We start from the raw sequence: 26,648 nt of genomic DNA on the forward strand, positions 1-26,648 counted from the left end.
CAAATTAGCTTTGATATTAAAGGTAATGTGCGAGGTTCCGAGTGGTCAACAACGCGGACGGTTTGAGCACCGACATGGCGGTACGGGCCATGCTGCTGCTGATGCCCAGGATCGTCGGGCGAGCCAAGCGGTTGCCCGTCCCGGAGGCGCTGCGGACGCTCGATCTCGCGCCCCGCCACCTGTCGCTGCTGGCCTACCTGCAGTACGACGGTTCTCTCACGGTGAGCCAGTTGGCGGAGCGGCTGGAGATCGCTCCGACGACCGTCAGCCTCATGGTGGGTGACCTGTCTCGTCGCGGTGTCCTGACGCGCGAGGAGGACGATGCCGATCGACGACGGCGGGTCGTCGCGATCGCACCGCAGTACGTCGAGCCGATCGGCGAGTGGCTGGCGGGTAGCGCGCTGGCATGGAACGAGGTCCTGGGCGACCTAACGCCGGCGGAACGCGCCACGATCGTACGGACGATGCGCGCCTACGAGGCCGCCCTGGGCAAGCGGATGCACGGCTGAGCCGAGAAGCTCATATATGTGCGGAAAAGGGGCGGGCGCGGCGTTACGGTTCTGCGGCTCGCGGTTCTGCGGCTCGTGCGGTTCTGCGGCTCGCGCGGCGTAAGAGTCCGCGCGGCGTAACGGCGCGGCGCTGCGTAACGGCGCGGCGCTGCGTAACGGCGCGGCGTAACGGTCGGTCGGCGCGGCGGCCCGGTATGGCGCTGCGGTCGGCGGTCGTCGGCGGCGTGCAGGTCCGCCTTGGCGGTGAGCAGCGTCATTGAGGCCAGTATTAGCGCAGCGGGTCTTCGGGTGACCGTGACCCTGGTCAGGGGCGGTACACGTACGGGATTGTCGTGGTCAGTGGGTGGAAGCCGAGGCGCTGCAGGATGGGGCGGCTGTCGTCGGAGGCGTCCACCTGGAGGTAGCGGTAGCCGCGCTCGGCCGCGATGCGGGTGCGGTAGGCGACCAGGGCCCGGTAGATGCCCTTGCCGCGCCAGGCCGGCACGGTGCCGCCGCTCCAGAGGCTGGCGAACTCGGTGCCCGCGTGGAGTTCCATCCGGGCGGCGCTGACCGGGAGGTCGCCGGCCAGGGCGAGGACGGCGACGAGCCTGCCGGCGGCGAGCCGGGTGAGCATGCTCGCTCGCAGAGCGCTGAAGTCGGTGCCGAACGCCTGGTCGTGGACGTCCCTCATGAGGTCCACGTCCGCGGGGGTGGACACCGGGCGCAGGTGGACGGGTTCGGGGAGGTCGACGCCGGTCGGCAGGTCGGCCACCTGGGCGACCATGAGCGTCTCCGCCGGCTCGGGCACGAAACCGGCCGCCGCCAGCCGGTCGGCGAGGTCGGCCGGCCGGTCGTGAGCGTACAGCTTCCATTCGAACTCGCGGCCGAGATCAGTGAAGTAGCGCACCTGCGCGGCGATCGCCGCGTCCGCCGTGGCGTCGTCGAGGCCGGACCAGACGATGCCGGACCAGCCGTCGGCAACCCCGCCGCCGCCAACCCCGCCGTCGCCAGTCCGGCCGCCGCCGGCCGCAGCGAGGTGCCGCACCACCCCGGCCACCCGCTCGACCCGGTCGCCGGCGCCGTCAGGCCGGGCCTCCCGCCGAAGCTGACGGTCGAACGTCTCCAGCACCGCTTCACGATTCACCCGCCCACCTCAACACCACGGTGGCAGGCCGCGCAACACCATTAGAGCCTGACGAGCATCTTGCCGATGTTGCCGCCCCGCATCATCCGCAGGAAGGCGTCCGGCGCGTGCTCCAGCCCCTCCACCACGGTCGACTCCGTCCGGAGCGAGCCGTCGGCCAGCCAGCCCGCCGCCTTCCCCACCCACTCCGGGAACAGGTGGAAGTAGGAGTTGATCAGCATGCCGCGCATCGTCGCGTCCTTGTACGCGAGCTGGAACAGGTTGTGCGGGCCCTGGACGGGCTCGGTGGCGTTGACCGCGCTGATCGCGCCCACCAGCGCGATCCGGCCGCCGGCGCGCAGCGCGCCGAGGGCGGCCACGAGGTGGTCGCCGCCCACGCTGTCCAGGTACACGTCCACGCCGTCCGGCGCCGCCTCGGCGAGCTGGCCCGCCACCGAACCGGCCCGATAGTCGATCGCGGCGTCATAGCCGAACAGGGACACCAGTTTGCCCGCCTTCTCCGGCCCGCCCGCCGAGCCGATCACGCGGGCGGCGCCGAGCTTGCGGGCGATCTGGCCGGCGACGCTCCCGACCGCGCCCGCCGCGGCCGACACGAACACCACGTCGCCCTCCCGCACGGGAGCGACCTCGGTGAGCGCGGCGTAGGCGGTCAAGCCGGTCGTGCCCAGCGCGCCGAGGTACGCCTGCGCCGGGGCGAGCGCGGTGTCGGCGATCGTCGCCGAGGCGGCGTCCACGATCGCGTACTCACGCCAGCCGAGGAAGTGCACGACCGTCGCGCCCACGGGGACGGAGTCGGCCCGGGAGGCCACGACCTCGCCGACCGCCGAGCCTTCCAGGGGAGCGCCGAGCTGGAACGGGGGGATGTACGACTCGGCGTCGTTCATCCGGCCGCGCATGTACGGGTCAACCGACATCCAGGTGTTGCGCACCAGGATCTGGCCGTCGGCCAGGTCGGGGAGCACGGTGCGGGCCAGTGCGAAGTCGGCCGGGGCGGGCTCGCCCGAGGGTCGGGCGGCCAGATGGATCTCCCGGCTGGTGAGCTGCTCAGCAAGCATGATCATTCTCCAAGGTCAGCGATTACGGCGGACGAACTGGTCGCCCTGGCTCCACTGTGCGAGACGCCGCGCACGACCTACTGGGGGTTCGCTGAGGACGGGTGCCCGGGTAGTGCCGCAGGATCGCGGGGGACTACCGTGACCTGGTGGAATTCGGAGTGCTGGGCCCGCTGGCGGTGTGGACGGCCGACGGACGGCCCGTGCGCGTACCGGAGGTGAAGGTTCGCGCGCTCCTCGCCGACCTGCTGATCCACGAAGGACGTCCGGTGCCGCCGGACCGGCTGGCCGACGACCTCTGGGGCGAGCGCCTGCCGGGCAACCCCGGCAACACGCTGCAGACGAAGGTGTCCCAGCTCCGGCGCGCTCTGGAGCGGGCGGAGCCCGGAGGGCGCGAGCTCGTCGCCTACCAGCCGGCCGGCTACACGCTGGCGGCCGGCTCGGTGGACGCGCTGCGCTTCGCCGACCTGCTGACCCGGGCCAGGGCGACGGGCGAGGCTCGGGCCAGGGCGGATCTGCTGGCGGACGCGCTAGCGCTGTGGCGGGGGCCCGCGTACGCCGACTTCCGGGATGAGGAGTTCGCCCGGATCGCGGCCGTACGGCTGGACGAGCAGCGGCTGACGGCGCTGGAGGAGCAGGCGGAGGCGCGGCTGGAGCTGGGCGAGCACAGCCTGCTCGCCGACGAGCTGGCCGGGCTGGTGACGGAGCATCCGCTGCGCGAGCGGCTGCGGGCCGCGCACCTGCGCGCCCTGTACCGGGCGGGCCGCCAGAGCGAGGCTCTGGAGGGGTACGCCGAGCTACGGCGGCTGCTGGCCGAGGAGCTGGGGTTGGATCCCGGCACCGAGCTGTCGGCGTTGCACCAGGCGATCCTGACCCACGATCCCGCGCTGGCCCCCGTCCCCACGCCCGAGACCTCGGCGGCACGTCCCCGGACGAACCTGCCCGTCCCGCTGACGGACCTGGTGGGCCGGGAGGAGGCGGTGCGGCACGTACACGACCTGCTCGGCGCCGAACGGCTGGTCACCCTCGTGGGCCCCGGCGGGGTCGGCAAGACCCGGCTGGCGATCGCGGTCGCGGCGCAGCCGCTCCGTGCGGCCGCCGACGGGGTGTGGCTGGTCGAGCTGGCCGGGGCCGGCGGCGGGCTGACCACGGTGGCCGAGGTGGTGGCGGCGGAGCTGGGCCTGCGCGACGAGGAGGCTCCTGCCCAGGGGGTCCGTGGCCAGGAGACAGGAGGCCAGGGGTCTCGGGGGGATGACCTGGTGAGCCGCCTCGCCGGGGCGTTGCGGGGGCAGCGGGTGCTGCTGGTGCTGGACAACTGTGAGCACCTGGTGGAGCCCGTGGCCGAGCTGGTGGCAGTGCTGTTGCGCGGGGCGCCGGGGCTGCGGGTGCTGGCCACCAGCCGGGAGGCGCTGGCGGTGCCCGGTGAGGTGGTGCAGGCGGTCACGCCGCTCGACCTGCCTCCTGAGGGGGCGGACCTGGCGCGGCTGCGGGAGTCGGCGGCGGTGCGGTTGTTCGTGGCGCGGGCGGCCGCGGCGGCGCCGGGGTTCGAGCTGGAGGCGGGGAACGCCGCGTCGGTGGCGGCGATCTGCCGGCGGCTGGACGGCCTGCCGCTGGCGTTGGAGCTGGCCGCGACCCGGGTGCGGGCGTTGGGCGTACAGGTGCTGGCCGAGCGGCTGGACGACCGGTTCCGGCTGCTGTCGGCCACGGGGCGCGGGTTGCCGGCGCGGCAGCGGACGCTGCGGGCGATGATCGACTGGAGCTGGGAGCAGCTCGACGAGCCTCAACGGCGCACTCTGTGCCGGCTGGCCGTGCACCCCGGCGGGTGCCTGCTGGAGGCGGCGGAGGCGGTGTCCACGCCGGACGCCGCCGATGTGGTCGCGCAGCTCGTGGACAGGTCGATGGTGGTGGCTGAGCGGCAGGCGTCCGGGGAGACGCGGTATCGGCTGCTGGAGTCCGTCGCCGCCTACTGCCTGGAGCGGCTCGACGCCGACGATCCGGCCTGGGCGCGGCGGGACGCGTACTACGTGGAGCTGGCCGAGCGGGCCGCGCCTCAGCTGTACGGGCACGGGCAGCGCCGGTGGCTCCAGCGGCTGGACGACGAGATGCCGAACCTGCGCGCGGTGCTCGAAGCGCCGAACCTGCGGCTGGTCAACGCGCTGACCTGGTACTGGTACGTACGCGGCAGGCACAGAGAGGCGTATCGCTGGCTCGGCCGAGCACTGGCCGATACGGGGACGGCTGAGGGGGCGGCGGGGCGGGCCAAGGCCGCGGCGTGGGAGGCGGGGTTCGGCCTGCTGATCGGCGAGGGTGCCGACCCGCTGGCGCGTAGCCGTACCGCGCTGAAGGGGTTGGGGTCCGCTGACGCGAGGGCGCGGCCGTTCCTCGCGCTCGCTCACCTGAACTTCGGGGACGTCGCCACCGCGGTGGAGATCATCGACCAGGCGCTGGCGGACTTCCGGGCGGACGGCGACCGGTGGGGGGAGGCGGCGGCCCTGGCCGCGCGGGCCAAGCAGGCCGTCTTCCAGGGGGACTTCGACCTGCTCCGGCGGGCCGGGACGGCGGCGCGAGAGCTCTTCGAGGAGCTGGGTGACCGCTGGGGGCAGCTTCAGGTGTCGGACATGCTGGGCTATCTGGCGGAGATCGCCGGGGACTACGACACGGCCGGTCGCCTGCACCGGGAGGGGCTGCGGATCGCGGAGGACCTCCGGTTGTGGACCGACGTGTCCTACCGGCTGTCCAGTCTGGGGCGGGTCGCGCTGCTGACCGGGGATCTCGTCCGGGCCAGGGAGTTCCATGAGCGGGGGATGCGGCTGGCGGTGGAGCAGTCGAACCGGTTCACCGAGGAGTTCGCCCGGGTGGGGCTGGGGCTGGTCGCGAGGCGGGCGGGCGATCTCGATGCCGCGTGGGCGTACTTCAGCGAGTCGCTGGCGTGGAACCGCAGGCTGAAGGCCGACTACGGGCTGCCCTTCTACGGCGCTGCGCTGCTGCTGGCAGAGCTCGGCTTCGTCGCCGAGGAGCGGGGTGACGCCGGGGCGGCGCGGGCTCTGCATCAGGAAGGACTAACCGTGGCACGCGAAATAGGGGACCCGAGGGCCGTGGCGCTGGCGCTGGAAGGGCTGGCGGGGGTGGCGGCGCTGGAGGGCGCGCACGAGGAGGCGGCGCGGCTGCTCGGCGAGGCGGGCGCGCTCCGGGAGTCGGTGGGCGCGCCGCTGCCGCCGGCTGAGCGCGGCGACGTGGACCGCATCACCGCCCGAAGGCCGGTATGCCGGCTCGGGCTGGACGGGCTTTGACCGACAGGGCGCTGCTGTGGCTCCGCTGGCGCGTCATCGTGCTCGCCGCCTGGGCCTGGAGTGTGGGGCGCGCGATCCGTCGCGGTTGGGCGTAAGCCTGAACCGGTCGTTTGACGCTTCCTTGACGGTCGGCCGCGTCCCGTCCGGATGCTGCCGGGTATGCGTCAGATATCCGGAACCGCGCTACGGGGACCACGGTGATCGATGTCCACACTGACGCCCCGGAACCCGCGTGAGCTGTGGTCGGCGTTCAGGAACTCGCCGTTCCTGCCGGCGACCGTGCTGGTGTTCATCCTCGCCGCCGGGGCGGGGACGTTCGCGGGCTCCTACACCTACGCGATGGCGAACCCGACGCCGCATCAGATCCCCCTGGCGGTCGTGGGCACGGAGGGGCCGGTGAAGCGGGCGGCGTTCGTGTCGGGCATGGAAGACGCGCTGAAGACGGCGCTGGAGCTGCGGAACTTCCCCACCTACGAGGCGGCGGTCGAAGCGGTCGAGGAGCAGCAGGTGTTCGGCGTCATCCAGGTGGAGCGGCATCGGGCGCGGCTGAACGTGTCCGGCGCGGCGGGCGCCTCGGTGGCCGAGCTGCTCTCGGAGGCCGGGCCGAAGGTGGGGGCGCGCATCGGGGTGCCGGTGACCGTGCGGGATCTCAAGCCGCTGCAGCACGGCGATCCGCGCGGGCTGGCGCTGTTCTACATCTCGCTCGCGGCGGTGATCATCGGCTTTCTCGGCGCGGCCCAGCTCAGCGTGCACGCCGCAGAGCTACGCCCCTGGCAGCGGATCGGCTTCACCGTCGCCTACTCGCTGCTTGGCGGGTTCGCCATCGCGGCGGTCGTCGACTGGCTGCTCGGCGCGCTGGATCTGCCGTTCGTGGAGTCATGGCTGATCCTTGTGTTGACCATGTTCACGTCAGGGATGGTCTTCACCATGTTCAACACCGTCATCGGGCGTTGGGCGCTGGTGCCGACGTGGGGGGTGATGGTGCTGATCGGCAACCCGTCGTCCGGCGGGGCGGTGTCGTGGCCGCTGCTGCCCTCGCCGTTCGGCGCGATCGGGCGATGGCTGCCGCCGGGCGCGTCGGTCAACGCCCAGCACACGGCCGTCTACTTCGGCGGCCATCAGCATCCGCTGCCGTTCCTGGTGCTGGCGACGTGGGCGGTGGTGTCCTGCGTGGTGTTCCTGACCTGGCCCAACCTGATCACGGGGACGCGTGCCGGCACGCCCTGACCAGATCGAGGTACTCCTCCCGGCTGATCCGGTGCACGGCCAGCTTGAGCCCGTTGCGCTCGGCGAAGCGGTGCAGGTCGTCCGGCGACCACGGGCCGGGGATGTGGTGCAGCGGCTCGTTCGCGCCGTTCATCACGAACAGGCCGGCCAGGTCCTCGTACTGGTAGAGGAGCAGACCGGCCGCCTGGATGTCGGCCAGTCGCTCCATGCCCTGGTCGATGCGCAGCCCGCCCGCCGAGGTGATCGACAGGTTGGGGCCGCCGGGCGGTCCGGCGATCGCGCCCTTACGGGCCCTGTACCTGCGCAGGCGGGCCTGGAGCGGGCGGATGGCGAGCAGCAGCGGGCTGAAGGCGACCACCAGCCACTTGACCTCGACGACGTCGATCAGCAGCCTGCCGGCCAGCGCCAGCCCTCGCCAGGCGGCCCACGCCCCCACCGAGATGAGGTACGCCATCAGCGCCAGCCCGGCCAGCCCGACGCCGTAGATCAGCGGCGTGCGCCAGCGGGAGGCTCGCGGCGGGGTGAGGCCGTGCAGGCGGCGCCAGCCGGGCGCGCGGCCGGCGAGCAGCGCACGGGCTTGCGGATCGCCTCTGCCGTCCGCGACCGGGATCCTCGCCTGCTCGGTGAAGTCGTGCACCTTCTCGGGATACCAGCCGCCGGGCAGGTCGAGCATGACCAGGCCGTCGGCGTCGAGCACGGCCAGCCCGGTCACCGGCGCGCCGCCCGAGTCGTAGGCGTAGTGGTAGAGGGAGGCGGGCGTCACCCGCACCGACTCGCCGGTGGCGGAGTCGGCGGCGGTCAGCGCCTGGCCGTCCCACGACAGGACCGTACTCGGGCACGGGCCGCCCTCGACGGCGCCTCCGTACGGAACCAACTGAATGTCCACATGATCACATCCCCATGGGACCCCCTGTCCCCTATGACGAACGGGGCGGGCGCGAAGTTTCAGGTCAGAACTTTGACGACGCCGGTGAGCGCGAGTTGGACGAGGGCCAGCGGCACCAGGCCGGCCCAGGCGAGCTTTTGGAGCTGGTCCTCGCGCAGGCGCGGATAGCTGACCCGCAGCCAGATGACCACGAAGGCCAGCAGGAACACCTTGACCAGCGTCCACAGCCAGCCGGGCAGCAGCGGCCCGTGCCAGCCGCCGAGGAACAGCACGGTGGTCAGGAAGGACAGGACGACGATCCCGGCGTACTCGGCGAGCATGAACAGGGCGAACCGCATGCCGGTGTACTCGGTCATCGGGCCCATGATGATCTCGGACTCGGCGATCGGCATGTCGAAGGGCGGCCGGCGCAGCTCCGCCAGCCCGGCCATGAAGAAGACCACGCCGCCGATCGCCTGCCAGGGCAGCCACCACCACTGCCACGCCTCGACGATGCCGGGCAGCGACAGCGTGCCGGCGGCCATCGCGACCGAGGAGGCCGCCAGGACCAGCGGCAGCTCGTACGACACGAGCTGGGCGGCGGCCCGCATGCCGCCGAGGACGGAGTACTTGTTGGCCGACGCCCACCCGGCCATGATCGCGCCGAGCACGCCGATGCCCATCACGGCGAGCACGAAGAACAGGCCGAGCTCCAGGTCGACGCCGACGAAACCGTCGTCGACGGGCAGCGCGATCAGCACGACCAGGTAGGGCACGAGCGCCACGCCGGGGGCGAGCATGAAGATGCGCCGGTCGGCGGCGGCCGGGACGACGTCCTCCTTCTGCATGAACTTCACCCCGTCGGCGATGAGCTGGGCCCACCCGTGGAAGCCGCCGGCGTACATCGGCCCGAGGCGCGACTGCATGTGCGCCATGACCTTGTGCTCGGTCTGCCCGACGATCAGCGGCAGCACCAGGAAGATGACCAGGATGACGGCGAACCGCAGCACCACGTCGAGCACCACGTCAAGCATCAGGCGCTCCCCAGTCCGCCGGCACGCCGGGCGGCGACGTCTTGCGGCGGCTCGGCGCCCCGTGACCGGACTCGCCGGGCTCCTTCGCGCCGGGCCACGGCTTGGCCACGCGGGCGGCCAGGATGAAGTCCTTGCGCAGCGGATGCCCTTCGAACCCGTCGGGCAGCAGCAACGGCACCAGGTTGGGGTGACCCTCGAAGATCACCCCGAACATCTCGTACGTCTCCCGCTCGTGCCAGTTGGCCCCCCGGTAGACGTCCACGGCGGAGGGCAGGCGCGGGTCGTCATGCGGCACCCGGGTGCGCAGCAGCAGGCGCTCGCGGGTCTCGGGGTTGTAGACGTGGGCCACGACGGTGAAGGTGTCCGGAGGCTCGTCCACGCCGGTCAGCCAGTCGAAGAAGGTGTGGCCCAGCTCGTCGCGGGCGATGGTGAGCAGCTCGATCCAGTCGGCGGGGGCGACGTCCACGACGGTGTCGCCGAAGGTGTCGGTGACCTCGGCGCGCTCCCCCAGCCGGTCGAAGCCGGTCACACGTCCTCCCCGTAACGGTCGCCGAGCTTCTCGGCGGCGATCTTCTCCTGCAGCTTCATGATCCCGTAGAGCAGGCCCTCGGGCCTGGGCGGGCAGCCGGGCACGTAGATGTCGACGGGGACGATCTGGTCGACGCCGTTGGTCACGCAGTAGGAGTCCCAGTAGGGGCCGCCGGAGTTGGAGCAGGCGCCGAAGGAGATGACGTACTTGGGGTCGGGCATCTGCTCGTAGAGCCGTTTGACGGCGGGGGCCATCTTGTCGGTGACCGTGCCGGAGACGATCATCAGGTCGGCCTGGCGGGGGCCGTTGGCGAACGGGATCACACCGAAGCGGATGAAGTCGTGCCTGCTCATCGAGGTCGCGATGAACTCGATCGCGCAGCAGGCCAGGCCGAAGTTGAACACCCACAGGGAGTATCGCCGCCCCCAGTTGAGGACGAACCGCATCGGCTTGGGCGCCAGCCGGGAGAGCGGCCCCACGGTGGGCATCGGGAGATCCGTCGCTGCCATACAGCCATTCTTACGCGGATGTCCGGCGAGGGCTACGTCCAGCTCAGCACGCGCTTGCGCCAGGCGTACAGGATGCCGAGGGCGATGAAGCCGAGGAAGACGAACATCTCCACCAGCGTCGTCACTCCGTAGCCGGGCGCGTCGAAGACGGTGGCCCAGGGGAAGAGGAAGACCGCGTCGACGGCGAAGATGACGTAAAGATAGGTGAAGACGTAGTAGCGGACCTGCGACTGGGCCCAGCCGTCGCCCACCGGGTCGACGCCGCACTCGTAAGTGGTCAGCTTCTCGGCGGTGGGCCGGTCCGGTCTGAGCAGCCGGTTGGCCATCATGGCCCCGGCCACGATGGCGACGCCGATCGCGAGCAGCGCCGCGACCAGCAGGTAGGACCCGTAGTAGCCGTCCATGCAACGCATGGTAACTCGCTCAAAGCCTAACGCCCTATACCTTCAAATCAGGGCAAACAGCCTCATACGCCCCATATGGTGACAGCTATGCCTAAACTCCGAATCTTCGGAGGGCTCGTGCTGCTGGTCTGCTCCTCAACGGGATGCGGGCTCGCGGCCGCCTCCCCGGAGCACGACAACCTGGTCCCCGCCGACCCGACGAGGATCGAGTTCGTCGACCCCGCCACCGTCGCCGGGCTGTCCCCCATGGCGCTCACCGACGGCGAGTCGGCGGGCGGGCACGTGTACATCGGCTACCCGGAGCTGCCCGGCGCCCCGCGCCTCAACGACAAGCTGCGCGAACAGGTCCGGCAGCAGCTCGCCGACTTCCGCGAGTCGTCCCGGAACACGGACGGCGCGGAACTGAACGTGGAGTGGCAGCTCACCGCCGTGGGCGACGTGCTCGGCGTACGGCTGCGCACCGGCGAGTTCCGGGGCGCCGACTGGGGCAACAGCAACCGGACCTTCTGGTACGACCGGCTCAGCGGCCGCGCCACCGACTCCGCCGGGCTGCTGTCCGGCCGGGGCGCCCTGCAGGAGGTCGCCCGACTGGTCCGGCAGGCGCTCAGGGCACGCGGGCCGGAGATCGACAGGGAGCAGGTCAAACCGGACCCGTACCGGTTCGACTCGATGGCCTTCAACGGCTCGGGCGACCTGGTGGTGGAGTTCGACGACTGCCAGCTCGGGCCGTGCTCGCTCGGGCGGCTGGCCGTGGCCGTGCCGGCGGACCAGGTCGGGCCGCTGCTGTCGGAGACGGGACGGCGCGCGCAGCAGTCCGTCCGCATGGCCGCGCAGCGGGTCTCGGTCAAACGGCCCCTGACCGTGACGCAGCCCGTGCCGCAGCCCGTCCCCGCGGCCGCCAGCACCGACGCGGGCACCGTGAACTGCGGGGAGGCCAAGTGCGTCGCGCTGACCTTCGACGACGGCCCGGGTCCGCACACCGCCGAACTGCTCGACATGCTGCGCCGGTACGGCGCGCGGGCGACGTTCTTCCCGGTGGGCACCAGCGCCGCCGCCCGGCCCGAGCTGCTGCGGCGGATGAGCGCGGAGGGCCACCTGGTCGGCAACCACGGCTGGGCGCACCGCGACCTGTCCACGCTGCCGTCCAGCAAGATCGCCGACTCGCTGGGCAGCACCGAGGGCGTGGTGGCCGCCGCGATCGGCCAGACGCCCACACTCGTCCGCCCGCCGTACGGAGCGGTCAGCCTGGATGTGCGGAACGTCGCCCGCGAGCTGGGGGTGTGCCTGGTGGGCTGGGACGTCGACACCCAGGACCAGCGCGACCCCAGGGCCCGCTCGATCGCCGACCGGGCGGTGGAGCAGGCGCATCCGGGGGCGATCGTGCTCATGCACGACGTGAACCGCGCGACCGTTGACGCGATTCCGGACATGCTCGAAAGGCTGCGCGGGAAGGGTTACACCTTCGTCACCGTTCCGGAGTTGTACGGCACGAACATGCGGGCCGGACGGCTCTACACGTCAGGGAACAAACCCATACGCAAGGAGCCCCTGACGTAGGTCATGTGACAGGGGGACGTATAGTTGGCGCTCGTGACCCGAACCGTCCTCTTCGCACGCCTGCATGTGGACCTCTGCAGACTGGCGTCAGGGCTGTGTCGTCGTTCTCCCACTTCACCCTGACTTCTCCGCCGCGTTTACCCGCTTTGACCAGCTTGCAAACGCGTGACCTTTCGAGGATCTAGCATGGAAACAGAGAACGCGCCAGAAGCACCGCGCCCCGGCGCGTCGAGGAGGACCGAGGCGTGACCAAGCAGGTTCAGCAACTCGATCGCGTGATCATCCGATTCGCCGGGGACTCCGGCGACGGCATGCAGCTCACTGGCGACCGGTTCACGGCCGGCACCGCCGAGTTCGGCAACGACCTTTCGACGCTGCCCAACTTCCCCGCCGAGATCCGCGCTCCCGCAGGGACCCTGCCGGGCGTGTCGAGCTTCCAGCTCCACTTCGCCGACCACGACATCCTCACGCCCGGCGACGCGCCCAACGTGCTCGTGGCCATGAACCCGGCGGCGCTCAAGGCCAACATCGGCGACCTGCCGCGCGGCGCCGACATCATCGCCAACACCGACGAGTTCACCAAGCGCAACCTGCAGAAGGTCGGCTACACCACCAACCCGCTGGAGGACGGCTCGCTGGCCGAGTGGCGGCTGCACGCGGTGCCGCTGACCTCGCTGACGGTCAAGGCGCTCGAAGGCTTCGACCTGTCCAAGAAGGACGCCGAGCGCTCCAAGAACATGTTCTCCCTCGGCCTGCTCTCGTGGCTCTACCACCGGCCGACCGAGCACACGATCAAGTTCCTCGAGCAGAAGTTCGCCAAGAAGCCCGAGATCGCCAAGGCCAACATCGCGGCCTTCCAGGCCGGCTGGAACTTCGGCGAGACCACCGAGTCCTTCTCCGTCTCCTACGAGGTCAAGCCCGCCAAGCTCGCCCCTGGCGTCTATCGCAACATCTCCGGCAACCAGGCGCTGGCCTACGGTCTGATCGCCGCCTCCGTGCAGTCCAAGCTGCCGCTGTTCCTGGGCTCCTACCCGATCACCCCGGCCAGCGACATCCTGCACGAGCTGTCCCGGCACAAGGAGTTCGGCATCCGCACCTTCCAGGCGGAGGACGAGATCGCGGGTGTCGGGGCGGCGCTCGGCGCGGCGTTCGGCGGGGCGCTCGGCGTCACCACCACCTCGGGTCCCGGCGTCGCGCTGAAGGCCGAGACCGTCGGCCTGGCCGTCACCACCGAGCTGCCGCTGATCATCGTGGACGTGCAGCGTGCCGGGCCCAGCACCGGCATGCCGACCAAGACCGAGCAGACCGACCTGCTGATGGCCCTGTACGGCCGCAACGGCGAGTCGCCGGTGCCGGTCGTGGCGCCGATGTCGCCGAGCGACTGTTTCGACGCGGCCATCGAGGCGGCCAGGATCGCGGTGAAGTACCGCACCCCGGTCATGCTGCTGTCGGACGGTTACCTGGCCAACGGCTCGGAGCCGTGGCGCCTGCCCGAGGTCGCCGACCTGCCGGACATCTCGCAGGAGTTCACCACGGCGCCGAACGGCGACGACGGCGAGTTCCTGCCGTTCAAGCGGGACCCCGAGACCCTCGCCCGCCCCTGGGCCATCCCCGGCACCGCCGGCCTCGAACACCGCATCGGCGGCATCGAGAAGGCCGACGGCACCGGCAACATCTCCTACGACCCGGACAACCACGACCTGATGGTCCGGTCGCGCGCGGCCAAGATCGCCGGCATCGACGTGCCCGACCTGGAGGTCGACGACCTCGACGACGACACGAAGGTGCTCGTCCTCGGCTGGGGCTCGACGTACGGCCCGATCGCCGCCGCCGTGCGGCGGATCAGGAAGGACGGCGGCAGGGTCGCCCAGGCACACCTGCGCCACCTCAACCCGCTGCCCGCCAACACCGGCGAAGTGCTCAAGCGCTACGACAAGGTGCTGCTGCCCGAGATCAACCTCGGCCAGCTCTCCATGCTGCTGCGCGCCCGCTTCCTCGTCGACATCATCAGCTACAACCGCGTGCGCGGGCTCCCGTTCAAGGCCGAGGAGCTGGCCGGAGTCATTCAGGACGTGATCGACAGTGAGTGAGCACATCAACGGTAAGGGCCTGGCCCTCATCCCCAAGGCGGACGCCAAGCAGACCCTGAAGGACTTCAAGTCCGACCAGGAGGTCCGCTGGTGCCCCGGCTGCGGCGACTACGCGATCCTCGCCGCGGTGCAGAGCTTCCTGCCGGAGCTCGGGCTTCGGCGCGAGAACATCGTGTTCGTCTCCGGCATCGGCTGCTCCTCCCGGTTCCCGTACTACCTCGACACCTACGGCTTCCACTCCATCCACGGCCGCGCGCCGGCCATCGCGACCGGCCTGGCCGCCTCCCGGCCCGACCTGAGCGTGTGGGTGATCACGGGTGACGGCGACGCGCTGTCGATCGGCGGCAACCACCTGATCCACGCGCTGCGCCGCAACGTCAACCTCAACATCCTGCTGTTCAACAACAGGATCTACGGCCTGACCAAGGGCCAGTACTCTCCCACCTCCGAGGTCGGCAAGATCACCAAGTCGACCCCGATGGGCTCGCTGGACAAGCCGTTCAACCCGATCTCGCTGGCTCTGGGCGCCGAGGCGTCGTTCGTCGCCAGGACCATCGACTCCGACCGCAAGCACCTGCAGTCGGTGCTGCGCGAGGCCACCGCCCACCGCGGCACCTCGCTGGTGGAGATCTACCAGAACTGCAACATCTTCAACGACAACGCCTTCGAGCCGATGAAGGACCCCGAGGTCCGCGACGACATCATGCTCCGGCTGGAGCACGGGCAGCCGATCGTGTCGGCGTCCAAGGCGGTCGTCAGGTCCGCCGACGGCGGCATCGAGGTCGTCCCGAGGGCGGAGGTGAGCGAGGATCGCATCCTCGTGCACGACGCTCACCGTCCGGACCCGTCGGTGGCCTTCGCGCTGTCGCGGCTGGACGAGCCGGCCTTCCAGCACGTGCCGATCGGCATCTTCCGCCAGGTGGACCGCCCGGCCTACGACGTGCTGATGGCCGAGCAGCTTGAGGAGGCCGTGGCCCAGCAGGGCCGAGGCGACCTCAGCGACCTGCTCATGGGTGGCGACACCTGGCGCATCGGCTGACGCCTGTCCTGATGCCTGTGGGCGCCGCCGCCTTGGGGTGACGGCGCCCTCGGGCCGGGCCACTGGCGCGCCGACCGGTTCTCAGGGGACGATGCCGGGGTGGCGAAGACGTGGCTGTACGTCGTGGCCGCGATCGTCGCCGTGGTGCTGGCCGTGACGATCGCGCAGGCGACCGGCGAGCCCGCGCGCACGGCGCTCCCGGCCCCGATCCCCGAGCCCGGTCCCACCACCACGGTCCCGCCCGGTTTCCCGGACGCCGACTCTACGGGCGTTCGCCCCGGCACCCGGCTCACGGTGGTGACCGGCGACCGGACCTTCGCCACGGACGGTGAGATCGTCGAGGGGCAGGACTTCCGCGGCTTCGTCGAGGTGACCGGACGCGGCGTCACCTTCAGGAACTGCGTCTTCCGCGGCGGGGTGGCCGACCGGGTACGCCCGCTGCTCGACACCGAGCACGGCCGCGACACGGTGATCGAGGACTCCGAGTTCCGTCCGGCGCACCCGTCGCCGTCCGTCGACGGCATCTGGGCCGCGTCCACGACGATCCACCGCTCGGAGTTCACCGGCACGGTCGACGGCGTCAAGGCGCACACCGGCACTTTGCTGCGTGACTCCTACATCCACGACCTGAGCTGGTTCGCCGCCGACCCCGACCAGGGTGGCGGCCCCACGCACAACGACGGCGTGCAGGCCTTCGCCGACCAGAGCGGCGTGCGGCTGGTGCACAACACCATCGACCTGTCCACCACCGAGGACCCGAACGCGGCCGTCCAGTCGTCGGCGGACGAGCTGCACGTCGAGGACAACTACCTCGACGGCGGCGGCTGCGTCGTCAACATCGACCACACGCCGCTCGGCCGCCCGCTGACCGGCCAGCGCGTCACCGGCAACCACTTCGGCCGCGCCTCCGCGTACGACTGCCCGATCCTGCTGAGCACCCGGGCCAAGCTCGCCGACGACGCGGGCAACGTGTGGCACGACACCGGGGACCCGATCCCCGACCCCGAACGACACGACTAGCTGGAGGGCAGATGTCCGCCTGGCACGACACGCGGGTGCTGGTCACGGGGGCCACCGGGTTCATCGGCGGCCACCTGGTCGCACGACTGTCCTCGCTCGGCGCGCAGGTGCACGCGGTCAGCCGCCGCCCACCCGCCGCCGCCGGCCCTGGAGAAGGACGGCACGACGAGCAGCGGCCCGGCGGCCAGCATCCCTCCGGACAGCAGCCCGACGGACAGCGGCACAACGGACAGCGGCACGACGAGCAGCAGCCCGCCGGACAGCGGCACGACGTGCAGTGGCACGTGGCCGACCTGAGCGACGCGGCCGCGACCGCCGGCCTGGTGGCGCGGGTCTCCCCCGAGGTGGTCCTCCACCTGGCCAGTGAGGTCACCGGCGTCCGCGAGCCGGCCACGGTCGCGCCGACGCTCGCGGGCAACCTCACCGCAGCCGTGAACCTGCTGACCGCCGTGACCGGCACGCCGGTGCGCAGCGTGGTGCTCGCCGGGTCGGTCGAGGAACCGCGTGACGGCCTCGCCCCGAGCTCCCCGTACGCAGCCGCGAAGGCCGCCGCCACCGGCTACGCGCGGATGTTCCACGCGCTGTGGCAGGTCCCCGTGTCGGTGCTGCGGGTGGCGATGGTGTACGGCCCCGGCCAGCCCGACACCACCAAGCTGGTCCCGTACGTGACGTCGTCGCTGCTGCGCGGGCAGGAGCCGGAGCTGACCTCCGGATCCAGGATGGTGACCTGGGTGTACGTCGAGGACGTGGTGGACGCGTTCGTCCTGGCCGGCGCGGACGGCGCGGCGGCCGGTCAGGTGCTCGACATCGGCACCGCGGAGCCGGTGTCCATCCGCGACACCGTCGAACTCCTCGCCACCCTGGTGAACGACACAGCGGCCGACCGCACGATGACGGGCGGCCCTGGGGACGACCGAACGGACGGCCCCGAGGTTGACCGCACGGCGGCGAACGGCCCACTGGCCGGCCGCACGGTGCGGCCGAGGTTCGGGGCGGTGGCGGCCCGCCCGCTCGACCGTACACAGCGCTCCGACCCCGGGCCGGCCGAGCGGGTGCTCGGCTGGCGGCCCGCCACGAGCCTGGAGGCCGGACTTCGGCAGACCATCGCCTGGTACGCCGGCCGCCCGTAGAAAACGGACCCCCGGCGTCGGCGTGGCCTGCTCGTTTTGAGGACCTTTTTGCTTACGGCGGCGAAGGAGCGGGTTTGAAACGACGGGAGAGGGTCGGGATCGCGGCCATCCCGGCGAAGAAGAAGCCGAGGCCCACGGAGCCGAGCGCGGCAACGTACAACACGAAACCCGGAACGACGGCCAGCAGCACGAAGAGCATCGCGCCCATGAAGTGGAGCGCGGTGACGGCGATGAGCGGAGGTGCCGACAGCTGATCAGTGATCTTGGGTAGCACGATCAGATCGCGGACGAAGAGAAAGCCGAGGGCAAGCGCGATCATCGCCGCACCCAGGCGGAACAGGTCCTCGTCGAGGGTCACCGGCGTGCCGGTGGTCCGGAGAATCGCAGCCGCGCTGAACCGGATCGCGATGTAGAGCGGGACCGTGACGAAGATATTGTCCAGGATCACATGGGCGTAGCCGTACGGAGCCTGGAACCGCACGTGCAGAGCGAGGATCCCGACCGTCGTCCCCAGCAGCACGCCGAAGACCATGCCCATGATGAACACGGCGGCCCACACCTTGGTGTCCACCTTGTCCGCCACGGCCGCGACCGATACCAGGGTGTCCGACGCTCGCTCCAGGACCAGGGCGATCACCAGGAGCATGGCCCAGACGTTGATTTCGAGCAGCTTCTTGCGCAGCTCGACTTCGTCCGGATTGACGCTAGAGACCACGTCCGCTACACCCCCCATCGTCCAGCTATGCCCAGCGGAACCAGCGCCAGCATGTTGATCAGAACCAGCACGTGCGACAGGCCACGACTTGCGGCCAGCGAATCTTTCCAGAGCAGGGCGATGCCCACCGAGAGGGCGGGGAGCATGCCCGGGAACAGCCAGATCGCGGGCAGCCGGCCCAACGGAGTGACCAGCAGCGCGACAAAGAGCGCGTAGGTCAGACTCGCCGCGAGAGGAATCACGAGCGCCTTGGTCGGCCCCAGGATGGCGGCGAAAGAGTTGATCCCGGCGATCCGGTCGCCGCGCCTGTCCCGCACATCCCAGGCCACCTCGATGGTGAAGACGCTGCAGGCGATCAACCCGACTGCGAGCATGGATTCAAGGGTGAGCACACCCGTCGGATGGACCAGCGTGGCGACCGGCCAGACGAGCGATGGGATGACATTCTTCACCCCCGCCACCTGTTTGAGGCGCCGGCGAGTGAGAAACGGGGCCGAGTAGAGGACGCCGGAAAGCAGCATCACCGCCAGCAATGCCGTCGCCGCATAACCCTGAAAAGCCATCGAGAGCAGGAGGCTCGTGACCATCGCCGCCACAGCCATCGCGCGAAGAGCGGTCCTGGATCGGTAGGCTTGCGCGTATGCGCCAGGGTCGTTGATCTGGTCTTCGACGAAATCGAAAACCCGGTTGAACTGATAAACGCCGAGACCGGCCATCAAGACCGGCAGCATGGCCGTCCAGGCGACTTCTGCCCCGAACCACGGCGGCATCGCCCACATGACCGCAATCGCGCCGACCCCAAGATAGATGCGATTGTTCACGATGAACTGCACGATCGGCACCCGACCGGGAGCCTCCCGCAGCCGTGCGGCTCCCGAGATGCGCCGACTGGCCAGGTCGTTCGCGGGCGCAATGGGAAGAATCCGTAACGGCACAGCAATGATGTTAGCCAAGACCTTCCGCGCTGGGGAGGTGTCGGACTCGGCTATTCACCGGTGAAAACGATCTGAAGATCATATAAATGCGTGTAGGTGCACCTGGCTGCGAGGACGTCCAGTTGGCGTACGTTACCCCAGGTGAAGGCGCGTAGGAACGAGCCAGCGTGGACGGCGCACGAATGCCTTCCACCAGCTTGCCCATCCCGCCGGCCGAACGCTGCCGATCCGCCCGAAACTCTGTCGGTGGATTCGGGCTGAGCCCCCGCCGGAGGCGGGTCTTTCCAGCTCTTCGGTCTTTCTGGGCCTATGTCGAGTCCAGCGGGCCGCCAGGCACGCATTGCGGCGACCGACCCGAGGGGTTCCCCAAAAGGTCTTTGAAAGGCTCTTCTGGCAGGTGTCCAAGAAACGCGACAAGCGCCTGATCGAGTCACGGCGATCAGACGCCTGTGAGGAGGACATGGACACGGCAGCACCCTGAGATGATGACAAGGTCGCACTGCCGGCAGGCGACGCGATTATCCGTCGAACCCGCCGAGCCTGACGCCTCCGAGGAAGGCTCGCCACTCGCTCGGTGTGAAGACGAGTGCGGCGCCGTTCGGGTTCTTGCTGTCGCGAACAGCGATGAGCCCGGGGAGATTGGTGGCGACCTCGACGCAGTTGCCGCCGCCATTGCCACTGCGGGAACTCTTCTTCCACACAGCCCCAGGGAGGTCTGTAGCCGTTAGGTCTTTGGGCTCCATTGTTCTGCTGCTTCCTTGATCATTACGAGGGATTCGCCTGGGCGGTACGCCTCTGCTCTCAGTCTTTCATACCGGCCCCAGATCAGCGAGACGAGATCATGCTCGGCCGATACTTCGCCTTTGCCCGGGAGGGTTGTCTCTGGTAAGGATCAGTTGCCGCTCCATGCGAGCGGTGACCTGTTCCTCTACCTCTGGCGCGGGTGTCGCCAGGTGGCCACGGACGGAAGACGGCCCGGGCGTAGTGCTCGGTCTGGAGTAGGCCAGGTACGAGAAGCGGGTCCCAGGTGCGGAGCGTTACCGCGTTGGGCTCGATTTCCTCCAGCCAGCGCAAATACCACCCTGGACCGGAGGGCGACTGGTGGATGCGGCGACACATCCGGGCAAAGTAGTCCTTTTCCGGGAGATTAAAGAATTGGTCGCACGCCTCCGCGAAGTCGAGTTGCGGATTGCGGCTACCGGTTTCGATGTGGCCTACCAGCGACGGTGAGCAGCTTAGGTGGTCGGCCAGTCGCCGCTGAGATAGTCCCCTCTCCTTGCGACATCGTGCCAGCTCACGGCCGAAACTGCTCGGCGGGCGACATGCGGGGATCGAGATCATTCGCCACTGCGGACTCCAGAGGTGGGGACGCTGGTGACGCGCGCTCACAATATAACCACAAGTGAGTACGCCGAATGAAGTCTTCTGTCGGCGGACCGTCTCCCAATCTGACGTGCAATAGAGACCCATTCACAGGCACCCTTGGAGTGACCCAGAAATGGGCGCTTGACGGTAATCCGACATTTCGATCGGGCCGCTGGACGTGAAATTACAGTAGCGATCTTAGATGTACGCTGCTCGCCCCGCCGAGACAAGGTGTGGCTGTTCAGTGAATTGGACCACTGCGCTCTGCTTCCCGCGATGGCCCGTCGTGAGCTTCGAGGGTGGATGGGCGAGCATCCGGCCCTCGGTGACCTACAGCTCATCGCCTCCGAGCTGGTGACGAACGCGCTGGTTCATGGGTGTGGTGCGTGGGTGCGGATGAGTCTCGTGCCCACGGTGGAGGGAGAGCGGCGCTACTGGCGGCTGGCCGTCGTCGGTCCTGGGACGTCGGAGGCTGTGCCGCTGCCCCGCGTTCCTGGCGCTGACGAATCGACGGGGCGGGGGCTGTGGGTGGTGGATGACCTGACACGCGGGTGCTGGGGCACCGAACTCACGCCAGCAGGTGAGCGCGTGGTGTGGGCTCTTTTGCCTCGGCTGGGGAGCACGGCGTGATGGTGGATGACCGTGGTGGCGGGTGCCCGAGTGTCGGCGGAATGAGCCCAGCGGGGCGGCGGATGGCGCGGGTGCTGGCTGATCATCTGGCCGGGCGTGGGGTCGAGTCGCGGATCTCCGATGTTCGCCTACTGGAGTCGGCCACGCTCGCGTTCAGCGGCTTCATCAGATCCAGCGCCTGGCCGTCGCCGATGGCGGCCACCTGGTGAATGCTTGGCCAATTGGCTAGGTTGTCCTCGCCTCGTCCGATTCTCACAGGGGAGTGTCAGCCGTGCGGCAAGAGCGCAAGACCTTCCAGGCGATCGAGGTCGGCGACGGTGGCGACGGGCGGTGGGCCGCCTACGCTCGGGCCCTGTGGCAGGAGATGGAGGGCCTGCTGACCAAGGAGGGCCGGACTCCGGAGGGCGCGGATCGTGTTCGGGCGCTGTTCCGTGCGCACATGCCGGAACTGGTCCCGGTTCTGGACCGCCTGGCCGGCCAACTCGACCGGCCCGAGGCGGAAGTCTTCCTCACCCACGCGGCACTGCGGCCGTTCTCCCAGGCCTGCACCCAGATCGGCCAGAACGGCACTCTGCTGCGCAACTATGACCTACGGCCCGATCAGTGCGAGGGGACCATCGTCTCCTCCTGCTTCCTGCGCCCCGTGATCGGGATGCAGGACATGCTGTGGGGCTTGCAGGACGGGATGAACGACGCCGGTCTCGCGGTCTCGCTCACCTGGGGCGGACGTTCCGCCTACGGACGCGGCTTCGCCATTCTCATCCTCGTGCGCTACCTGCTGGAGACGTGCGACACCGTCGATGAGGCGGTCGACAGGCTGCGGTCCCTGCCGGTCGCCGTCCCCCAGAACCTCACCCTTGTCGATCCCACCAAGGCGATGACGGTGTTCGTGGGACCGGATATACCGCCGACGGTGGCACCGGACGCCTGCGCCGCCAATCACCAGCACCTGCCGGTGACCGACGAGCAGGAGCGGGCCATGCGGACGCAGGAGCGGCTGCGAGCCATCCGCGCCGCGGGCGCGGACGTGGCGGCGATGCTCAAGCCGCCGCTGTATCGATCCTTCGACGAACAGGGGACGGTAACGCTCTACACCGCCCACTACCGGCCCGCCGAGGGCCTTGTGACGTACTACTGGCCCGGTGAGTCCTGGCAACAGTCCTTCGGCGACTTCACACCCGGATCCCGCACCGTGACCCTGGGCCAGGCCGGCTGAGACACGACACACAAGGGGCCCACCTGGCAGGCAGGCACCCGCAAGCTTGACGACCTAGAAGTTGAACTCTCCCTTGGACATGCCGTCGCTGAATGCAGCCCATTCCGACGCGGTGAACACTAAAGCAGGCCCACTGCGATCCTTGCTGTCCCGCACGGCAACACGGCCTTGGCTGAGCGGAGCGACCTCCACGCAGTCGCCGCCAGTCCCGCCGCTGGCGGTGGCCTTCCGCCATGTGGCGGAGGCCAACTCGTTCTCGATCATTTTGCCTCCATGACTCTTTGGATGATCTTTATGGTTTCGTAGGTCGGCTGAGCTAGGCCGGAGAGCAGTTCCCATCGCTGATTCAGCTTGTGCATCATGTCAATCTGGTGGATGACCTCCCCAGTCTCGGCGTTCTCCAGGAACGCTGCGTTGGTGCCGTCGTCGGATGCCAGCACGAACGGACCGATCAGCCCCGCCGTGCTGCGCGCCGACAGGGGGATGATCCGCACCGTAACGTATGGGCGGGCCATCACGTCGAGGAGAAATTCGAGCTGCGCCGTCATGACCTCAGGGCCGCCTATGCGGCGAAGGAGAACACTCTCGTCAAGGATCACAGACAGGCTCGGGGGGTTGGTTCGGGACAGGATTATCTGACGTTGGAGACGGGCTTTGATGGCCTTCTCTACCTCGCCGGATATAGCTCCGGGCTCGCCTTCGAAGATGGCGCGGGCGTAGTCCGCCGTCTGGAGAAGGCCGGGGATCACGGCCAGTTGATAGATGCGGATGCTTCTTGCGGCGGCCTCAATGGCGGGCCACTTGCGGAACCACACTGGGTTGACATCCCGGATGGCGGGCAACAGCTCAAGAAGCTCGCCGTCTAATCCGAACACCCTCTCCAGCCCTCGGGTAAAAGGCTCCGTCGGCGGCCTGGTGCCTCGCTCCACAGCGCCCACAAGGCTTTCACTGCATGGGATCAGAGGCGCCAAGCGTGCGTGGGTGAGCCCACTTGCCGTCCGATATTGGCGCATCCGTCGCCTGTATTCCTTATTGGCGATTTCGCCGGTGACATTCCCCTCTTTCTCCACATGGCCCCTTTCAGAATGGCCGTACTTCTATACGTACAAGCTAATCACGTGTTGTGAAAGTTTTGGAGGGACATTCGGGACGACCCCGAGGAGGTAGAAGGCAATGATGAGGGCTGTAACCGCACAGACACATGTCTCGATGTGTACCGGAGGTGATCATGAGAGCAACCCTGGCGGATGCCCCATACGCAGGGGTCAAGGTGTGGCTGTTCAGTGAGCTGGGCAACTGCGCTCTGCTTCCCGCGCTGGCTCGCCGTGAGCTTCGAGGGTGGCTGGGTGAACATCCGGCTCTTGGCGACCTACAACTCATCGCCTCCGAACTGGTGACCAACGTGCTGGTTCATGGGTGTGGTGCGTGGGTGCGGATTAGCCTCGTGCCGACGGTGGAGGGAGAGCGGCACTACTGGCGGCTGGCCGTCGTCGGTCCTGGGACGTCGGAGGCTGTGCCGTTGCCGCGCGTTCCTGGTCCTGACGAATCGACGGGGCGGGGTCTGTGGGTGGTGGATGACCTGACCCGCGGGTGCTGGGGCACCGATCTCACGCTGGCAGGTGAGCGCGTGGTGTGGGCTCTCCTGCCTCGGCCGGCTGGACAGCACCGGGGAAACCATCACCTGCCGCGCTAAGCGCCTGTAACGGTCCATCCTGGACACCGATATCACTCCTGGCGGCTTTCTGATCAGGGGGCGGGATGCGTGCGGTGACCAACCTGACCGTGCACGGCATCGGCGAGCCGGCCCGCGAGCTCGACCCGGGCGAGGAGGAGACCTGGGTGAGCGTGGCCCAGTTCGAGCGGGTGATGGACGCCGTGGCCGGGCGGCCCGACGTGCGGATCACCTTCGACGACGGCAACGACTCGGACGTGCGGATCGCGCTGCCCCGGCTGGTGGAGCGCGGCCTGCGGGCGGAGTTCTTCGTGCTGGCCGGGCTGCTCGGCGAGCCGGGCCGGCTGGACTCCAGCGGCGTCCGCGAGCTGCTGGGCGCCGGGATGCGGATCGGCTCGCACGGCTGGGCGCACCGCGACTGGCGCACGCTGGACGCCGGGCAGGCCGCCGAGGAGCTCTCCGCCGCCCACCATCTGCTCGGCCAGCTGACCGGTGAGCCGGTGTCGCGGGTGGCCATCCCGTTCGGCTCGTACGACAGGCGGGTGCTGAGCCGGCTGCGGCGGGCGGGCGTGACCCGCGCCTTCACCAGCGACGGTGGCAGGGCCCGGCCGGACGCCTGGCTTCAGCCGCGTACCAGCCTGAAACGCGACCTCGACAGCGGCTGGACCGCCCGCGTGCTGGCGGGCGGGCCGTCGCTGCCGCGCCGGGCCGCCAAGCTGGCCATGCGCCTGTACAAGCGGGTGCGCTGATGCTCCGCAGGATCGCCGTGGTGATCGTCACCTACAACAGCGCGGACGTGCTCGAAGGCTGCCTGGCCTCGCTGGCGGCGGGCGCGGCCGGGGTCGAGCTGGCCGACGTGGTGGTGGCCGACAACGCGTCCAAGGACGGCTCCACCGCCATCGCCGACCGGGCCGACCTGCCGGTCAAGGTGGTCCAGCTAGGCCGGAACGCCGGCTACGCGGCGGCGATCAACGCCGGGCTCGCGGCGCTCGACCTCGACGACGTGGCCGCCGTGTACGTGCTCAACCCGGACTGCCGGCTGCGCCCGGGAGCCGTCGCGCCGCTGCTCGCCTGCCTGGACGAGCCCGGCCGGGGGATCGCGGTGCCGCACATGGTCAACCCGGACGGCTCACTGCAGCCGTCGCTGCGCCGGGCGCCGACCGTGGGCAGGGCGGTGGCCGAGGCGGTGCTCGGCGGAGACCGGGCCGGGCGGCTCGGCACGCTGGGCGAGCTGGTGACCGACCCGCGCGCGTACGCCCGGGCCGGGGCGTACGCCTGGGCGACCGGAGCGGCCCTGCTGATCTCGTCGCGGGTCGTACGCGAGGTGGGGGCGTGGGACGAGTCGTTCCTGCTGTACAGCGAGGAGACGGACTTCTGCCTGCGCGCCGCCGACCTCGGCTGGAGCACCTGGTACGAACCCGCGTCGGTGATCGAGCACATCGGCGGCGACTCCGGGGTGAACCCGATGCTGGCCGCGCTGCTGGTCGTCAACAAGGTGCGGCTCTACCGGCGGCGGCACGGGCCCGTCGCGGGGGCGGCCTACTACCTGGCCGTGCTCGCGGGCGAGGCGGTCCGGGCGCTGGCCGGCCGGCCCACCTCGCGCGCCTCGGTGACGGCGCTCCTCCGGCCGTCCCGCCGGATGACGGCGCTCCCCCGATGACGCCCGGCGCGGGCGGGATGCGGATCGTGTCGTTCGGTGACCTGGGCGGGGCGGAGCTGGACGCCTGGCATGCGCTGCGGGCCGCCAACCCGGCCCTGGACAGCCCGTACTTCCATCCGGGCTTCGCGGCGGCCGTACATGCCGCAGAACGCCCCGTACAGGTGGCCGTCGCCGCAGGCGGCGGGGGGATCGGCGCGTTGGTGCCGCACCATCGCGAGGGACGGTTGCTGCGGCCCGTCGGGTGGCCGGCGGCCGACTTCCAGGGGCCCGTGCTCGCGGCGGGCGCCGCCTTCCGGCCGCTCGACCTGCTGCGGGGCGGGGCGACCGGGTACGCGTTCGACCACCTGGTGGACCAGGCGCCCGGTTTCGAGCCGTGGGTGATCACCAGCAGGCCGTCGCCGTACCTGGACGTCACCGGCGGCCTGACGGGCTACCTGGGCCGAGCCTCCAAGAGCGGCAAGGACAACATGGGCCAGGCCCGGCGCAGGGCGGCCAAGGCCGAGCGCGAGCACGGCCCCGTCCGCTTCGAGGCGGACTCGGCCGACGGCGAGGCGCTCGCGCGGGTGATCGCGTTGAAGCGGGCGCAGTACGCGGCGACCGGCGCCCGCGACTACTTCGCGGAGCCCGGCCGGGCGCGGCTGCTGGAGAGCCTGCTGCGCACCCGCGACGGGTCGTTCGGCGGGGTGCTGTCGACGCTGCACGCCGGGCCGAGGCTGCTGGCCGCGCATTTCGGGCTGCGCGCGGGCGGGGTGCTGCACTGGTGGTTCCCCGTGTACGACCCGGAGTTCGCCAGGCTGTCCCCCGGGTGGATCCTGCTGCGGGAGCTGGTGGGGGCGGCCCCGGCTCTCGGGGTCTCCCGGATCGACCTGGGCAGGGGCGAGGACGAGTACAAGCGGCGGGCCAGGACCGGTCAGACGCAGGTGGGCCAGGGGCTGGTGACGAGGAATCCGGTACGCCGCGTCGCCGCTTCGGCGCTGGTCCACGCGCGAGCGGCCGTACGAGCTGTCCGGACTCGGACACGGCCGTAACGTTCCAATAGATATGCCCGACATATCCCTTGGAGGCGGGGGAAGATCG

General features: G+C 70.0%; 27 protein-coding genes. 14 read left to right on the plus strand and 13 right to left on the minus strand.

Translation table 11 applies throughout. The annotated features are described in order from the left end of the window. Positions 1–62: 62 nt before the first annotated feature. Positions 63–509 carry a MarR family winged helix-turn-helix transcriptional regulator gene (locus tag ACIBQX_RS17355; RefSeq protein WP_397005482.1) on the plus strand — a complete coding sequence of 149 codons (447 nt, stop codon included), beginning with the start codon at positions 63–65 and terminating at the stop codon, positions 507–509. 304 nt (positions 510–813) lie between these two features. Here ACIBQX_RS17355 and ACIBQX_RS17360 read toward each other — a convergent pair whose 3' ends face one another. Beyond that, positions 814–1,632 (minus strand): GNAT family N-acetyltransferase, encoded by an 819-nt coding sequence (locus ACIBQX_RS17360; RefSeq protein WP_397005484.1) that lies wholly within the window; start codon positions 1,630–1,632, stop codon positions 814–816. A 41-nt stretch (positions 1,633–1,673) separates the two neighbouring features. After that, positions 1,674–2,687, minus strand: coding sequence for an NADP-dependent oxidoreductase (locus tag ACIBQX_RS17365; protein ID WP_397005486.1), 1,014 nt, complete (start codon positions 2,685–2,687; stop codon positions 1,674–1,676). A gap of 146 nt (positions 2,688–2,833) precedes the next feature. Between ACIBQX_RS17365 and ACIBQX_RS17370 the strand changes: the two genes are divergently transcribed. Together ACIBQX_RS17370 and ACIBQX_RS17375 are read left to right on the plus strand one after the other, a co-directional pair. Continuing rightward, positions 2,834–5,974: a BTAD domain-containing putative transcriptional regulator gene (locus tag ACIBQX_RS17370; RefSeq protein WP_397005488.1), complete on the plus strand. Its 3,141-nt coding sequence runs from the start codon at positions 2,834–2,836 to the stop codon at positions 5,972–5,974. 204 nt (positions 5,975–6,178) lie between these two features. Next, on the plus strand, positions 6,179–7,201 hold the full coding sequence (locus ACIBQX_RS17375) for an ABC transporter permease (RefSeq protein WP_397005490.1): 1,023 nt from the start codon (positions 6,179–6,181) through the stop codon (positions 7,199–7,201). On the opposite strand, the gene ACIBQX_RS17380 is transcribed toward ACIBQX_RS17375, so the two are convergent. Genes ACIBQX_RS17380 through ACIBQX_RS17400 form a run of 5 tightly spaced genes read right to left on the minus strand, consistent with a single transcriptional unit; the run spans position 7,173 to position 10,542 of the window. Then, entirely contained in the window at positions 7,173–8,087 is a 915-nt protein-coding gene (locus ACIBQX_RS17380; protein ID WP_397005492.1) for a hypothetical protein, read from the minus strand. The genes ACIBQX_RS17375 and ACIBQX_RS17380 overlap by 29 nt on opposite strands. Positions 8,088–8,146: 59 nt before the next feature. Next, a complete protein-coding gene (gene nuoH, locus ACIBQX_RS17385; protein WP_397005494.1) occupies positions 8,147–9,100 on the minus strand; it encodes an NADH-quinone oxidoreductase subunit NuoH in 954 nt (317 codons plus the stop codon). After that, positions 9,093–9,629 (minus strand): NADH-quinone oxidoreductase subunit C, encoded by a 537-nt coding sequence (locus ACIBQX_RS17390; RefSeq protein ID WP_397005496.1) that lies wholly within the window; start codon positions 9,627–9,629, stop codon positions 9,093–9,095. Before ACIBQX_RS17390 ends, nuoH begins: the two co-directional genes overlap by 8 nt. After that, positions 9,626–10,117 carry an NADH-quinone oxidoreductase subunit B gene (locus ACIBQX_RS17395; protein ID WP_397006788.1) on the minus strand — a complete coding sequence of 164 codons (492 nt, stop codon included), beginning with the start codon at positions 10,115–10,117 and terminating at the stop codon, positions 9,626–9,628. The genes ACIBQX_RS17390 and ACIBQX_RS17395 overlap by 4 nt, the downstream gene beginning before the upstream one ends. A gap of 53 nt (positions 10,118–10,170) precedes the next feature. Further along, positions 10,171–10,542 (minus strand): NADH-quinone oxidoreductase subunit A, encoded by a 372-nt coding sequence (locus ACIBQX_RS17400; RefSeq protein ID WP_397005498.1) that lies wholly within the window; start codon positions 10,540–10,542, stop codon positions 10,171–10,173. A gap of 87 nt (positions 10,543–10,629) precedes the next feature. On the opposite strand from ACIBQX_RS17400, the gene ACIBQX_RS17405 reads away from it, so the two are divergent. From ACIBQX_RS17405 to ACIBQX_RS17430, 6 genes are all read left to right on the plus strand, one after another. Further along, positions 10,630–12,099: a polysaccharide deacetylase family protein gene (locus tag ACIBQX_RS17405; protein WP_397005500.1), complete on the plus strand. Its 1,470-nt coding sequence runs from the start codon at positions 10,630–10,632 to the stop codon at positions 12,097–12,099. Positions 12,100–12,132: 33 nt separating this feature from the next. Next, positions 12,133–12,222 (plus strand): putative leader peptide, encoded by a 90-nt coding sequence (locus ACIBQX_RS17410; RefSeq protein ID WP_311132193.1) that lies wholly within the window; start codon positions 12,133–12,135, stop codon positions 12,220–12,222. A gap of 122 nt (positions 12,223–12,344) precedes the next feature. Next, positions 12,345–14,189 (plus strand): 2-oxoacid:acceptor oxidoreductase subunit alpha, encoded by a 1,845-nt coding sequence (locus tag ACIBQX_RS17415; RefSeq protein WP_397005502.1) that lies wholly within the window; start codon positions 12,345–12,347, stop codon positions 14,187–14,189. Beyond that, a complete protein-coding gene (locus tag ACIBQX_RS17420; RefSeq protein WP_397005504.1) occupies positions 14,182–15,228 on the plus strand; it encodes a 2-oxoacid:ferredoxin oxidoreductase subunit beta in 1,047 nt (348 codons plus the stop codon). Before ACIBQX_RS17415 ends, ACIBQX_RS17420 begins: the two co-directional genes overlap by 8 nt. 99 nt (positions 15,229–15,327) lie before the next feature. Beyond that, positions 15,328–16,248: a hypothetical protein gene (locus ACIBQX_RS17425; RefSeq protein WP_397005506.1), complete on the plus strand. Its 921-nt coding sequence runs from the start codon at positions 15,328–15,330 to the stop codon at positions 16,246–16,248. 11 nt (positions 16,249–16,259) lie between these two features. Continuing rightward, a complete protein-coding gene (locus ACIBQX_RS17430) occupies positions 16,260–17,378 on the plus strand; it encodes an NAD-dependent epimerase/dehydratase family protein (protein WP_397005508.1) in 1,119 nt (372 codons plus the stop codon). A 52-nt stretch (positions 17,379–17,430) separates the two neighbouring features. On the opposite strand, the gene ACIBQX_RS17435 is transcribed toward ACIBQX_RS17430, so the two are convergent. The 4 genes from ACIBQX_RS17435 to ACIBQX_RS17450 form a co-directional block, all read right to left on the minus strand. After that, positions 17,431–18,093: a hypothetical protein gene (locus ACIBQX_RS17435; RefSeq protein WP_397005510.1), complete on the minus strand. Its 663-nt coding sequence runs from the start codon at positions 18,091–18,093 to the stop codon at positions 17,431–17,433. 5 nt (positions 18,094–18,098) lie between these two features. After that, a complete protein-coding gene (locus ACIBQX_RS17440) occupies positions 18,099–18,926 on the minus strand; it encodes a UbiA family prenyltransferase (protein WP_397005512.1) in 828 nt (275 codons plus the stop codon). Positions 18,927–19,546: 620 nt separating this feature from the next. Beyond that, entirely contained in the window at positions 19,547–19,729 is a 183-nt protein-coding gene (locus ACIBQX_RS17445; RefSeq protein WP_397005514.1) for a DUF397 domain-containing protein, read from the minus strand. 124 nt (positions 19,730–19,853) lie between these two features. Continuing rightward, on the minus strand, positions 19,854–20,498 hold the full coding sequence (locus tag ACIBQX_RS17450) for a Scr1 family TA system antitoxin-like transcriptional regulator (RefSeq protein ID WP_397005516.1): 645 nt from the start codon (positions 20,496–20,498) through the stop codon (positions 19,854–19,856). A gap of 566 nt (positions 20,499–21,064) precedes the next feature. Here ACIBQX_RS17450 and ACIBQX_RS17455 point away from each other — a divergent pair. Next, positions 21,065–21,232, plus strand: coding sequence for a hypothetical protein (locus tag ACIBQX_RS17455; RefSeq protein WP_397005518.1), 168 nt, complete (start codon positions 21,065–21,067; stop codon positions 21,230–21,232). A 62-nt stretch (positions 21,233–21,294) separates the two neighbouring features. Continuing rightward, complete coding sequence (locus ACIBQX_RS17460; RefSeq protein ID WP_397005519.1) at positions 21,295–22,239, plus strand: C45 family autoproteolytic acyltransferase/hydolase; 945 nt, start codon at positions 21,295–21,297, stop codon at positions 22,237–22,239. Between the two features lie 54 nt (positions 22,240–22,293). On the opposite strand, the gene ACIBQX_RS17465 is transcribed toward ACIBQX_RS17460, so the two are convergent. Beyond that, positions 22,294–22,503 (minus strand): DUF397 domain-containing protein, encoded by a 210-nt coding sequence (locus tag ACIBQX_RS17465; RefSeq protein WP_397005521.1) that lies wholly within the window; start codon positions 22,501–22,503, stop codon positions 22,294–22,296. Beyond that, complete coding sequence (locus ACIBQX_RS17470; protein WP_397005523.1) at positions 22,500–23,309, minus strand: Scr1 family TA system antitoxin-like transcriptional regulator; 810 nt, start codon at positions 23,307–23,309, stop codon at positions 22,500–22,502. Before ACIBQX_RS17470 ends, ACIBQX_RS17465 begins: the two co-directional genes overlap by 4 nt. Before the next feature lie 688 nt (positions 23,310–23,997). Between ACIBQX_RS17470 and ACIBQX_RS17475 the strand changes: the two genes are divergently transcribed. Genes ACIBQX_RS17475 through ACIBQX_RS17485 form a run of 3 tightly spaced genes read left to right on the plus strand, consistent with a single transcriptional unit; the run spans position 23,998 to position 26,599 of the window. Next, positions 23,998–24,660 carry a polysaccharide deacetylase family protein gene (locus tag ACIBQX_RS17475; RefSeq protein ID WP_397005525.1) on the plus strand — a complete coding sequence of 221 codons (663 nt, stop codon included), beginning with the start codon at positions 23,998–24,000 and terminating at the stop codon, positions 24,658–24,660. After that, positions 24,660–25,571, plus strand: coding sequence for a glycosyltransferase family 2 protein (locus ACIBQX_RS17480; protein WP_397005527.1), 912 nt, complete (start codon positions 24,660–24,662; stop codon positions 25,569–25,571). Before ACIBQX_RS17475 ends, ACIBQX_RS17480 begins: the two co-directional genes overlap by 1 nt. After that, positions 25,568–26,599: a GNAT family N-acetyltransferase gene (locus tag ACIBQX_RS17485; protein WP_397005529.1), complete on the plus strand. Its 1,032-nt coding sequence runs from the start codon at positions 25,568–25,570 to the stop codon at positions 26,597–26,599. Before ACIBQX_RS17480 ends, ACIBQX_RS17485 begins: the two co-directional genes overlap by 4 nt. Positions 26,600–26,648: the final 49 nt, after the last annotated feature.

Origin of the sequence: Nonomuraea sp. NPDC049714, assembly GCF_044465295.1 — a bacterium.
Lineage (GTDB): Bacteria > Actinomycetota > Actinomycetes > Streptosporangiales > Streptosporangiaceae > Nonomuraea.